General features: G+C 62.6%; 11 protein-coding genes. 5 read left to right on the top strand and 6 right to left on the bottom strand.

Annotated elements, in window-relative coordinates; all coding sequences use genetic code 11:
* The first annotated feature begins 14 nt into the window (after positions 1-14).
* The 5 genes from B2V17_RS02580 to B2V17_RS02560 all read left to right on the top strand — a co-directional run bounded on the left by B2V17_RS02580 (position 15) and on the right by B2V17_RS02560 (position 6587).
* The gene (locus B2V17_RS02580; protein WP_292994859.1) at positions 15-848 is read left to right on the top strand and encodes an alpha/beta fold hydrolase; all 834 of its coding nucleotides are present in this window, start codon (positions 15-17) and stop codon (positions 846-848) included.
* 124 nt (positions 849-972) lie between these two features.
* The gene (locus B2V17_RS02575; protein WP_292994857.1) at positions 973-2289 is read left to right on the top strand and encodes an FAD-dependent oxidoreductase; all 1317 of its coding nucleotides are present in this window, start codon (positions 973-975) and stop codon (positions 2287-2289) included.
* 36 nt (positions 2290-2325) lie between these two features.
* Entirely contained in the window at positions 2326-3651 is a 1326-nt protein-coding gene (locus tag B2V17_RS02570) for a hypothetical protein (protein ID WP_292994855.1), read from the top strand.
* A 128-nt stretch (positions 3652-3779) separates the two neighbouring features.
* Positions 3780-5534 (top strand): N-acyl-D-amino-acid deacylase family protein, encoded by a 1755-nt coding sequence (locus B2V17_RS02565; protein ID WP_292994853.1) that lies wholly within the window; start codon positions 3780-3782, stop codon positions 5532-5534.
* 39 nt (positions 5535-5573) lie between these two features.
* The gene (locus B2V17_RS02560) at positions 5574-6587 is read left to right on the top strand and encodes a zinc-dependent alcohol dehydrogenase family protein (RefSeq protein ID WP_414690750.1); all 1014 of its coding nucleotides are present in this window, start codon (positions 5574-5576) and stop codon (positions 6585-6587) included.
* Here B2V17_RS02560 and B2V17_RS02555 read toward each other — a convergent pair.
* From B2V17_RS02555 to B2V17_RS02530, 6 genes are all read right to left on the bottom strand, one after another.
* Positions 6584-7660 (bottom strand): DUF2855 family protein, encoded by a 1077-nt coding sequence (locus B2V17_RS02555; RefSeq protein WP_292994851.1) that lies wholly within the window; start codon positions 7658-7660, stop codon positions 6584-6586. The genes B2V17_RS02560 and B2V17_RS02555 overlap by 4 nt on opposite strands.
* Before the next feature lie 79 nt (positions 7661-7739).
* Positions 7740-8858, bottom strand: coding sequence for a DNA polymerase III subunit beta (gene dnaN, locus B2V17_RS02550; RefSeq protein WP_292994849.1), 1119 nt, complete (start codon positions 8856-8858; stop codon positions 7740-7742).
* Between the two features lie 166 nt (positions 8859-9024).
* Positions 9025-9789 (bottom strand): 3-oxoacyl-ACP reductase FabG, encoded by a 765-nt coding sequence (fabG, locus tag B2V17_RS02545; protein WP_292994847.1) that lies wholly within the window; start codon positions 9787-9789, stop codon positions 9025-9027.
* Positions 9790-9828: 39 nt separating this feature from the next.
* A complete protein-coding gene (locus B2V17_RS02540; protein WP_292995273.1) occupies positions 9829-10230 on the bottom strand; it encodes a GxxExxY protein in 402 nt (133 codons plus the stop codon).
* 37 nt (positions 10231-10267) lie between these two features.
* Positions 10268-11203 (bottom strand): ACP S-malonyltransferase, encoded by a 936-nt coding sequence (gene fabD / locus B2V17_RS02535; protein ID WP_292994845.1) that lies wholly within the window; start codon positions 11201-11203, stop codon positions 10268-10270.
* Between the two features lie 30 nt (positions 11204-11233).
* On the bottom strand, positions 11234-12055 hold the full coding sequence (locus B2V17_RS02530) for an LD-carboxypeptidase (RefSeq protein ID WP_292994843.1): 822 nt from the start codon (positions 12053-12055) through the stop codon (positions 11234-11236).
* Positions 12056-12233: the final 178 nt, after the last annotated feature.

Here is a 12233-nt window from a genome sequence, read left to right as displayed (position 1 = left end):
GGGGCGCATTCCACGTGAGCCAAGACATCACCGCCGAATTCTCGATGGAACAGGTCGGCGGGAGGACCCTGCGCGTCGCCCGCTGGCGCTGGAACGAGCCGAGCGAGCATCTTCCGGTGCTGTTCTTCAACGGCATCGGCGCGAATATCGAAGCGGTTGCGCCGCTGGCCGAGGCGCTGACCGAGCGGCCGTTCATCATGTTCGACATGCCCGGTGTCGGCGGTAGCCCGGAACCGCTGGTCCCCTACAACCCGTTCACGATGAGCTGGACCGCCAAGGAACTGCTCAAACGTTTCGATGCCGAGCGGGTCGACGTAATGGGGGTGTCGTGGGGCGGCGCGATGGCGCAGCACTTCACCTTGCAACACGGCGATATTGCCCGGCGACTGATCCTCTGCGCGACCACCGCCGGGATGATCATGGTCCCCGGCAATCCCGCTGCGCTCACCAAGATGGCCAACCCGCGCCGCTATGTCGACGCAGCCTTCATGGAAGAGCATTTCCGCACGCTCTATGGCGGGCTGACCGGGGGCAAGGCCGAACATATCAGCCGCCTGACCCCACCCACCCCGCGCGGCTACATGTACCAGCTGCTCTGCATGCTCGGCTGGACCAGCGTGCCGGCCCTGCCCTTCCTCAAGAAGGAGGTGCTGATCATGATGGGGGATGAGGACCAGATCGTCCCACTGATCAACGGCCGAATCCTCGAAAGTCTGATCCCCAACAGTCGGCTCGAGATTTTCGAGCAGGGCGGGCACCTGTTCATGCTGACGCACCGCGAACAAACGATCAGCTCGCTGCGGGCGTTCCTCAATGCACCGGACCGGGAAGAGAAGAAAGCGGCGTGATGGGGCAAGTCAGGCGCGATATCCTTCGACAAGCTCAGGATGAGCGGATGCTGCGTTTGGCCCCTTCTCTCATCCCCGCTCAGGCAGAGCCTGTCGAAGCCCATGCGCTACGGAGGCCCCAATAGTGCGCCACATCGCGATCATCGGTTCGGGACCCGCGGGGTATTACACGGCCGAGGCCGCGCAGAAGCAGTGGGGCGATGATGTTCGGGTCGATGTGTTCGACATGCTGCCGGTGCCTTACGGCCTGATCCGCACCGGCGTCGCCCCGGATCACCAGTCGATCAAGGGCGTATCGAAGCGCTACGAGGCCACTGCCCTGTCCGACAACGTCCGCTTCGTCGGCAACGTCATGATTGGCAAGGACCTCTCGGTCGCCGAACTGCAGAAGCTTTACGATGCCGTGGTGATCGCCACTGGCGCGCCGCACGACCGCAAGCTCGATCTGCCGGGTGAGAACCTCGGCAACGTCTATGGCAGCGCGGCCTTTGTCGGCTGGTATAACGGCCACCCGCTGTTCGCCGATCTCGATCCCGATCTGACCGGCGATACGGCGGTGGTCATCGGCATGGGTAATGTCGCACTCGATGTGGCGCGGATCCTCTCGAAAAGCCGGGCGGAATTCGCCGGGAGCGATATCGTCGCTCACGCGCTCGACGTGCTCGACACCTCGCGGATCAAGCGGATTGTGGTGCTGGGGCGGCGCGGGCCGCACCAGATCATGATGACGCCCAAGGAACTGGGCGAACTGTCGCACCTTACCCGCGCCGCGCCGCGGGTCGATCCGGCCGACCTGCCTGAGGAAGGTGAGGACGCGCTGCTCGAACCGGGCCTGCGCAAGTCGGTCAACCATCTGCGCTCCTTCGCGGCGATCCCTGAAAGCCATTACGCCGACTATGGCATCGAAATAGAATTCGACTTCTTCGCCAGTCCCAAAGCGCTGATCGGCACCGACAAGGTCGAAGGGATCGAAGTTGAACGCACCAAGGTCGAAGCCGGCCGCGCGATCTCAACCGGCGAAACCTACATCATTCCTGCTGGACTGGTGGTGGCCTGCATCGGTTATCGCTCGTCCCCCATCCCCGACGTTCCGTTCGACGAACGCGAGGGCAAGTTTGCCAATGACGAGGGCCGCATCCTGCCCGGCCTGTACTGCGTCGGCTGGGCCCGGCGCGGGCCTTCGGGCACGATCGGCACCAATCGGCCGGATGGCTTCAGCGTAGTTGAGAAGATTGCCGAGGACATCGCTTCTGGTACGCTGGGTCATGGCGGCAAGGCCGGACGCGCCGGGTTCGACTCGCTAGCGGCAGAGCGCGGGCTCGACGTGGTAACCTTTCGTGACTGGAAGAAGATCGAAGAGGCCGAAAACGCGCGCGCGCGCGCCGGCGCTCCGCGAGAGAAATTTGTCGATGTCGCGGAGATGATTGCCGCGCGCCGATGACTGCGGTCTAGCATCATGTAGTTTTCAGGGGGCGGTATGGCTAAAACCGAATCCGACGATTCTCGCTATTTGCGCCACAAATCAATAACGTTGTACAGCAAGCCGAATGCCTTTTCCGGCGAAATGCTGAAGCTGGATCTTGTTGAGGAATACGCATTTCAGAACGTGCCGACTACCGTACGGTCCTATCGCAGATCAATCCAGGTAGATGTATTTTGCGACCAAACACTGGTTCGCACAGTAAATGCGGCGCTTCGTGACATTCCGTTGACTGGCCGCACGGTGATACCCCACGCCATCTACACGTCGCTTCGCGAGCTGGGAGAGCACAACTTTGGCTTTACCGATCGATATCGGGGCGAGATTGTCTATCGAGACGGGCATATCGAATCCGACGATAATCTGGTTGCTTACACACGATCGAAGATAACAATCTACAACCCAAATTCGGTCAACGCGCAGGTCTTGCGCTCGGTCCGATCCGCAAGGGCGCGTCTAAACCAGCAAGGCATTGCCAACCCAACAGACGCCCAGTTGGCCAAGCAAGCCTATCTTGATGTTATCCGCCTGCGTGAATCCAGCGCGCAAGCGAGCCAGAACCCAGTTCTCAGGGACGCGGAATACCTGCTGCGAGGATTTGCGGGGGCAAGCCTCATTCGGCAATTCGATGCGGCAACCTTGGTCAGCGATGATGATGTCTGGAATAATCTGGCCAATATGGGCGGCGTCATATCCACGGCGATCTACAACTCGGTAAAATCCTTTAGAATATGGCGAGGACAAGACACGAACAGTTCGGAATTTCCCGCCAGCGAACCTGGGGGATATTGGGCGAACGCATATGGCTGGATGCATGGACTGGCGGGCACGCCGCTGGAAGAAACTATCCGCGATTTCGGCTTTGGGGAGCCATCGAAAAGTGTCGCCGGCACTCAACATTTGATCGAACCCCACGGCGATCTTTTGCGTCGTCCCCCCCCTGCCTTGACCGATCCGGCGGCGCAGATCGAAGTTGAATATTTCCCGTCGTACTTCGTCATCGACGTTCCCGACGAATCGTACGCGACGCTTCGCCTGAAGCCTGGCCGGTTTCACACCTTCTCGGTCGAATGCAACTCCTTCTATGAAATTACGCTCTGGGGCACGGGATTTACGTTCCAGCCATTGAATTTCATTTTGGATGTGGACGGAAATCTCGTTTTGAACAACGAACTGGAATTTTCACCCTATTTGGATTTCATTCCGCCGGTCAAAAACATTAGAATCCGATTTGACCGGCCCATCGTCGGCGAATGCTATGTCGACATCTATTTCCGGGGCGTTGGACGGACGATGCTGATTTACGACGCGTACGGTGCCTAACGAACGACGCCGTCACCAGACATCGCTGCGCCGTTGTCTTCAGCCGCTTGTAATATCGCTTCCGCCGTGATTTAATCGTTCAGTTAAAGGTAAAGACCGCAGAGAGTCGAACTAACCGGAGAGAGGCCATGCCCACTTACGATCTGATCATCCGCAACGGTACGATTGTCGATGGCACCGGGGCACCGAGCTTCACCGGCGATGTCGCCGTCAAGGACGGCCTGATCGCCGCGGTCGGCAAGGTTCAGGGCGATGCCGCGAAAGAAATCGACGCCGCCGGCAAGGTCGTCACCCCGGGGTTTGTCGACGTTCACACCCATTACGATGGCCAGGCTACCTGGGACCAGGAAATGGCCCCGTCGAGCTGGCATGGCGTGACCACGGTGGTCATGGGCAATTGCGGGGTCGGCTTTGCTCCCGCCGCGCCGGATCGCCACAACTGGCTGATCGGGCTGATGGAAGGGGTTGAGGATATCCCCGGCACCGCGCTCGCCGAAGGGATGAAGTGGAATTGGGAAACCTTCCCCGAATACCTCGATGCGCTGGAAGAGCTGCCTCGAACGGTCGATGTCGGCACCCACGTGCCGCACGGCGCGGTCAGGGCCTACGTGCTGGGTGATCGCGAGATGCCGGGCGCCGTGCCGACCGCTGACGACATCCAGAAGATGGCGGCGATCGTCGAGGACGGGATCCGCGCCGGAGCGCTTGGCTTCTCGACCAGCCGCACCGTCCTGCACCGCTCGATCGACGGTGAAGTGGTTCCCGGCACCACCGCGACCAAGGAGGAACTGATCGAGATCGGCCGGGCGATGGGCCGCGCCGGGCACGGCGTGTTCGAAATGGCCAGCGACATGCGCCGCGAATGGGACGAATTCGGCTGGATGGGGCAGATGAGCCGTGAGACCGGACTGCCGTGCACCTATGCCGCGCTGCAATCGATCGCCAAGGAAATGCCGCTGGACGAGCAGATCGCGGCGATGCGCGCGGAAAATGACAACGGCGCCAATATCGTCGCCCAGATCGCGCTGCGCGGCAACGGGATCATCATGGCCTGGCAGGGTACGGTCCACCCGTTCCGGCTGAAGCCAAGCTATCAGGAGATCGCGGAACTGCCGTGGGAGGAGCAGAAGGCCAAGCTGCTCAACCCGGCGTTCAAGGCCAAGTTGCTGGCCGAAGAGCATGACTTCAGCCAGGTCAACCAGGACATCATCGGGTTGATCATGGTCGTCTGCGGCGGCTGGAATATGCAGTACGAAATGGACCCCGATTTCAACTACGAGCCGACGGCGGAGGAAAGCATCCTGGCCCGCTCCGCAGCAGCCGGCGTCTCGGGCGACGAATACGCCTATGACCTGCTGTGCCGCGACGATGGCAAGGGCTTCATCTACCTGCCGATCCTCAACTATGCCGACGGCAATCTCGATTTCCTCGAGGCGCTGCAGAACAGCGATGACACGGTCAACTCGCTGTCCGACGGCGGCGCGCATTGCGGCACGATCTGCGACGCGGCGAGCCCGACCTTCATGCTGCAGCACTGGGTTCGCGACCGCAAGCGCGGCGGCAAGATCAGCCTTGAAAACGCGATCAAGCGCCAGTGCAACGATACCGCGCGGCTCTATGGCATGCACGATCGCGGTGTCCTGGCCCCCGGCTATCTCGCCGATCTCAACGTGATCGACATGGACCAGATCAAGCTGGGCAAGCCGTGGCTGGCCTTCGATCTGCCGGCCGGCGGCAAGCGCCTGCTGCAGAAGGCCGAAGGCTATGTCTGCACGATCAAGAACGGTGTCGTCACGTTCGAGAATGGCAAGTGGACCGGCGAGACCCCGGGCGGCCTGATCCGCGGCCCGCAGTACGTCGAGATGCTGGAAGCGGCCGAGTAACCGCCGCTTCCCCTCTCAAAACCCCGATCGGAGTAGCAAATGACTATCGCGTGCGTTCGCGTCGGCTCCCCGGCGAGCCTTGATACCCTGCTGCCCGCCACGGCCGAAGATCCCGGCCAGCCCGGCCCCGGCGAGATCCGGGTCAAGCTGCAGGCCAGCTCGCTAAATTACCACGATTTCGCGGTAGTTTGCGGAATGATCCCGACCGGTCCGGGCCGCATTCCGATGTCGGATGGCGCCGGCGTGGTCGAGGCAGTCGGCGAAGGGGTAACCGCATTCAAACCAGGTGACAGCGTGGTATCGCTGTTCTTTCCAGAATGGGTCGATGGCGCAGTTTCGGGGAACGGATTCACCCGGGTCCCGGGCGACGGGGTGGATGGCTACGCCCGCGCCACAGTAGTTACGCCTGAGAGCTGGTTCACCTCCGCCCCCAAGGGCTACAGCCACGCCGAAGCGGCAACGCTGACCTGCGCCGGGCTGACCGCCTGGCGCGCGCTGTTCTGCGACAATGCCATCAAGCCGGGCGATACCGTGCTGGTCCAGGGCAGCGGCGGCGTATCGGTTTTTGCGCTGCAGTTCGCCAAGGCCGCCGGGGCGCAAGTGATCGCAACCTCGTCGTCCGACGCCAAGCTCGATAGACTCAAGGCGCTCGGCGCGGATCATCTTATCAATTACAAGGAAACCTCCGCCTGGGGCGCCAAGGCGCTCGAGCTGACGGGCGGCGCCGGGGTCGATTGCGTGGTCGAGATCGGCGGCGCGGGCACGCTCGACCAGTCGATGATCGCGGCGCGGGTTGGCGGCCATGTCGCGCTGATCGGAGTTCTGGCGGGCTATGCCGGACCGGTCTCGACGGTGACGCTGATGGCCAAGAACCTGCGGGTCCAGGGCCTCACCGTGGGTAGCCGCGCCCAGCAACTGGCGATGATTGCCGGGATCGAGGCGAACGGGATCAAGCCAGTGATCAGCGACCATTTCCCGCTGGCCAACCTGGCCGACGCCTTCCGCCATCAAGCCGCAAATGCCCACTTCGGCAAGATCGTGGTGGATATTTAAGGCCTGATCACATTCCCCACCGCCGGATCGGCCTTGCCGACAAGAATCTCCGCAAAAACCGAACGCGCAGCCTCCAGGCCATGGTGCTCAGCCATGGTCACCGCCCCTCCGGCTTCGTCGATAAACCGGCTCCAGCTGGCCGCCACTGCCTCGCCAAAGCCCTTGGGGCCTAGCTCCTGGATGGCCGCCACCGCGTGGTGCGGGGCAAAGAACAGGACGGGCGCGGGTCCGGGCAGCGGGCCGTTGTCGCGCCCGAAGCCTTCGCCGACATGGGTCGCGCCGACGGTGCAGGAATAGTTGAGTTGATCGCCCAGCGCGGTGTGCACCGCGTGGATCACCCCGGCATTACCGGCGAAATCGACCAGTACCGAGGGCCGCTGCGGCAGTTCGGCGATGTCGCCATAGGCGAAGACCTCGTCATAAAAGCCGCCCAGGCAAACGAAATCAACATTCCCGGCGCTGGTCAGCCCGATCCGCCGGATCTGCGGCGACTTGTCACGCGCCACGCTGGCGGTTGCCATTGCGGTCTTGGATGAGGCGCTGGTACAGATCAGCGTCTGCGCCCCGAACCAGCCCTCACGCCGGAACATGCTCTCGATCAGGAACCCGGTCTTGAACAGCGGGCCGAAAATCATCCGCTCCCCTTCCCGCGCGGGATCGTGTTCGGGATCGGCGTTCAGGCGCGAATACTGGTTGTAGATCGTGCTCATCGGCTGGCGATGCGCCGCGCCATCGCTAAACCCGCCTGCGCTGACACTGACCGGCAAAACATCCAGATGCTGGCCCATCGGCAGATAGCCATAGACCCGCTCGCCCACGGCAATATCCGCATGGCGGCTCTCTTCGACCACGGCGTGGCCCCACATCGGCACCACGCCCCACTCGCCCTCGCCCGGAAAGAAGTTCCAGTATCCGAACGAATCCCCGACGACCGCATAGGTGACGTTGTTGGCGGTCACCGAAAAGCTCTCGATCCGCAGCCGCACCTCGCCCTCCCCCAGCGGCGGCAGCGGCGCTTCGGCCAGGCGGGACTGGCTGAGGTCATGGCGCTGGTACTGGACGGTCTGGCTCATCAATCGATCTCCCTAAACGCAAATGGGCGCCCCGGTTGCGGAGCGCCCATTGAAGCAACTGTTTGCGGCCCGGTAAAGCTCAGACCCGCATCGGCATCAGCACGTACAGCGCCGGGCTCTTGTCATCCTGGCGGATCAGTGTCGGTGCGCCGGCGTCGGCGAGGTGGAGTTCCACCGTGTCGCCATCGATCTGGCCGAGGATATCCTTGAGGTAATTGGCGTTGAAACCGATCTCGAACCCGGCCGAGCTGTAGCTGGCGGGCACTTCTTCGGCCGCCGTGCCATTGTCGGGGCTGGTGACCGAGAGGGTGACCTTGTCATTCTCCAGCGCCATCTTGACCGCGCGGGTCTTTTCGGTGGCGATGGTCGCCACGCGGTCGACCCCTTCCCAGAAGCTCTTGGGATCGAGCTTGAGCAGCTTGTCGTTCCCGGTCGGGATAACGCGGCTGTAATCCGGGAAAGTCCCGTCGATCAGCTTGCTGGTCAGCACCACGCCGCTTTCGCCGCCCATGGTGAAGCGGATCTTGCTGGCCGACAGGTCGACCAGCACGTTGGTATCGAGTGCTTCTTCGAGCAGCTTGCGCAGTTCGGCGACGCATTTGCGCGGCACGATAACGTCCGGCATGCCTTCGGCGCCGTCAGGGCGGGCGATGGTGAAGCGCGCCAGGCGGTGGCCATCGGTGGCCGCGGCGCGCAGTTCCTCGTCGGTCACGTGAATGAAGATGCCGTTGAGGTAATAGCGGGTTTCCTCGGTGCTGATCGCAAAGCGGGTACGGTCGATCAGCTGGGCGAGCGTGGCGGCCGGCAGCTCGAAGCTGGTCGGCAGGTCGCCTTCGACGATCACCGGAAAATCGTCGCGCGGCAGGGTCGGCAGGCTGAAGCGGCTGCGCCCGGCCTTGACCGCCATACGGTTGTCGGCTGTTTCCAGGCTGACCTGGCTGCCATCGGGCAGCTTGCGGGCGATATCGAACAGCAGGTGCGCCGAAACCGTGATCGCGCCCGGGCTTTCGACCGAGACCGCGCTGAAACTTTCCACCACCTGCAGATCGAGGTCGGTCGCCATCACTTTCAGCGTGCCGTCCGAGGCCGCTTCGATCAGGACATTCGACAGGATCGGGATGGTGTTGCGGCGTTCCACAACGGACTGCACGTGCGACAGGCACTTCAGGAGCGTCGCGCGTTCGATGGTGGCCTTCATGGTATTATCGTATCCCCCTAGGGCGCGCAGAGAGGAATCGTCCCGCGCGCCTTGGTTTGCGGTCGACATTCCTTACCGGACGGGCGGCGGGCAGCAAGCTTCCCGGCAGCATTTCCGGGGGAAACTGGGGATAATTTCGCGGCTTGCGACCGGAAGCTGCGACGGATCAGGAAATCATCGCCATGCCGCCGTTCACGTGCAGCGTCTGGCCGGTGATATAGCCCGCTTCCTTGCTGGCGAGATAGGCGACTGCCGCACCGATATCCTCGCCCTCGCCCATCCGGCCCATCGGGATCCGGGCATTGAGCGCTTCCTTCTGCGCATCGGGCAGGACTTCGGTCATCGCGGTGCGGATGAACCCGGGGGCGACGCAGTTGACCGTGATTCCCCGGCTGGCGACCTCTTGTCCCAGCGACTTCGACATGCCGACCAGCCCGGCCTTGGCCGCAGCATAGTTGACTTGACCGGGATTGCCGGTGGCCCCGACCACCGAAGTGATGGTGATGATCCGGCCGTGGCGGGCCTTCATCATCGGCTTGCAGGCCGCGCGCATCAGCCGGAATGCCGCCTCAAGGTTGACCCGGATCACCGCGTCCCACTCCTCATCCTTCATCCGCATGGCGAGGTTGTCGCGGGTGATCCCGGCGTTGTTGACCAGGATATCGATCTTGCCGAGCGTATCGACCGTAGCGGGCACCAGATGCTCGACCTGCTCGGAATTGGAAAGGTCGCAGGTAATCTCGACATGGTCATGCCCGTAGGTGTCGTTCAGCTCCTCCCGGAACGAGCGCAGCTTCGAAGGATTGGTTCCCGAAAGCGCAAGCCGTGCGCCTTGCTTCGCCAGAGCATGGCTGATCGCAGACCCAATCCCGCCGGCAGCGCCTGTGACGAGGGCAGTCATTCCGGTAAGGTCGAAAAGGCGGTGTTCCATGTCTTTCATGCTCTCGCAAAGGCGCAAAGGCGCAAAGTCTTACAAAGCTCGTCCGTGATTGTTGACAACCCGGCGAATGCCTTCCTTCATCGTCTCGCCAGAGAAATTTAGCAACAGGCCGAGTGAACGGTTGGTCAAGCGCAAGTAGGTCAGCAACTGCTTTGCATGCAAGTTGGTAAGCGCATCGACGGACTTGATTTCAAGCGTCAGCGTTGCATCGACTAAGAGATCAATTTTGAAGGCCGCAGGAATGGTCAGGCCATCATATCTAATGTCGACGGCCAGTTGCCGTTGCACCCGCAAGCCGCGCCGTTCCAAAGCGGCAGTCAAGACCGATTCGTAGACACTTTCAAGCAAGCCCGGTCCCAATTCTCGATGAATGCGAATGCATTCATCAACAACGATTCGGCTCAGCTCATCAGCCCGTTCGTCCGTTTGCATCGTCACGTCTTTGCGCCTTTGCGCCTTTGCGAGTGCATTAAAGCTGGCTCGCCAACGCCTCGATTTCGGCCATCGTCACTACGCTGGTCACCGCAACGTCGGTTACGCAGCGGCCGATCATCGGGCCGAGGACCTTGCCGCCCAGTTCGACGAAGTTTTCCACCCCGGCGGCTTTCATCGCAATGACGCTTTCGCGCCAGCGGACCCGGCCGCAGACCTGTTCGACCAGCAGGCGCTGGACATCGGCCGGCTCGCTGGCCACCGCTGCGGTGACGTTGGCGAAGAGCGGAACCGAGAGCGGCCCCGGCGGGGTCGCGGCCAGCGCCCCGGCCATAGCGTCGGCGGCCGGCTGCATCAGCGGGCAATGGAACGGCGCCGAGACCGGCAGCAGCACGCCGCGCTTGATCTCGAAATCCTTGACCATCGCTACGGCGCGTTCGATCGCGGCCTTGTGCCCCGAAAGCACGACCTGGCCGGGATCGTTGTCATTGGCGACGGTGCAGACTTCACCCTGCCCCGCGGCATCGGCCAGAGCCTGCGCCTTCTCGAGGTCGGCGCCCAATAGCGCACACATCGCCCCGACGCCCACCGGCACGGCCGCCTGCATCGCCTGCCCGCGCAGCTTCAGCAGCCGCGCCGTATCGGCCAGACTGAAGGCTCCGGCAGCGCACAGCGCGGTATATTCACCCAAACTGTGTCCGGCGACGAAATCGGCCTGCTGCGCCAGCGTGATCCCGCCTTCCTTTTCCAGCACCCGCAGCACGGCAATGGCATTGGCCATGATTGCCGGCTGGGCATTTTCGGTCAGGGTCAGCGCTTCCTCCGGGCCTTCAGCCATGATCGCGGAGAGCTTTTGCCCCAGCGCGTCATCGACTTCCTGAAACACCTCGCGCGCGGCCGGGCTGGCGGCTGCGAGGTCCACGCCCATGCCGACCTTCTGGCTGCCCTGTCCGGGAAAAACGAACGCTCTCATCTTTGGTCTCCTGATTTTCCCGCGCGCCTATTACCCGGCAAAGCCGCGGGCAAGCCCGAACGGCACAATTGTGTTGCCAGCATCATGGCCGATCTCGGCCCGGCCAAGGTAAGGGATCGAATGCCGCGCGCACCAGTGCCGAGCGATGTCCTCGGCCGACTGACCAAATTCGATCTCGTTGACCGGCACGTCGCTGACCCGACCGAGCCGCAGCCCGGCAACGCCGCCAAGGTGCGCGGTGACGTGGAAGAACAGCCGATCGACCGAATAGTCGTATTCGCTGACCTCCTCGACCAGCACAACATGCCCGGCCAGACCCGGCATCAGCGGAGTGCCGCACAGCATCGCCAGGGTGATCAGGTTGAAAGCCACCACAGGATGCCCGTCCAGCCCCGGCTCAAGCCCGTAATTGTCCCCGGCGATGAAGCCCAGCACCCGCCGGACCGCAGCATCGCCGCCGGAGCGTCGTACATCGGCGGGCATTGAGGCATGGATCGGGCGGCCGATCTTCTGCCGATACAGCCCGCCCAGCAGGTAACCGCCATCGGAATAGCCGAGAAACGCCTTGTCCTGCGCGGCATGATCGAACCGGGCGATCGCATCTTCGGCGATCCGGTTCGAACCATAGCCGCCGCGCGCGAACCAGACGGCGGCAAAGGCCGGATCGTTGGCGCATTCGACCAGCGCATCTTGTCGCTGGCGATCGGTACCGGCGAAATGCCCATGTTCGAAGAAGCACTGCGGATGGAAGTGCAGCTCGATCCCGGCAAAGTCCTCGGCAAGCGCGGTGACGCGCGCGGCATCGTCATGCGTGATCGAGCGCGACGGGGCGCAGATGGCGATCCGGGTCATGACTGGAACCATAAACACCCACCCCGCACCCGTCACCCTGAACTTGTTTCAGGGCCCATCGGCGTTCTCACCCACTGGTGCGGAACGCAAACAAACCGATCAGTCAGCTCTTCCCAAGCACACACCGGGCCATAGGCGAAATGGGCCCTGAAACAAGTTCAGGATGACGATGGAGAAG

Origin of the sequence: Novosphingobium sp. UBA6272 (assembly GCF_002440635.1) — a bacterium.
Classification (GTDB): Bacteria; Pseudomonadota; Alphaproteobacteria; order Sphingomonadales; family Sphingomonadaceae; genus Novosphingobium.
Note: the sequence above shows the minus strand (reverse complement) of the source record. Positions and strands in the feature narration are given on the sequence as shown.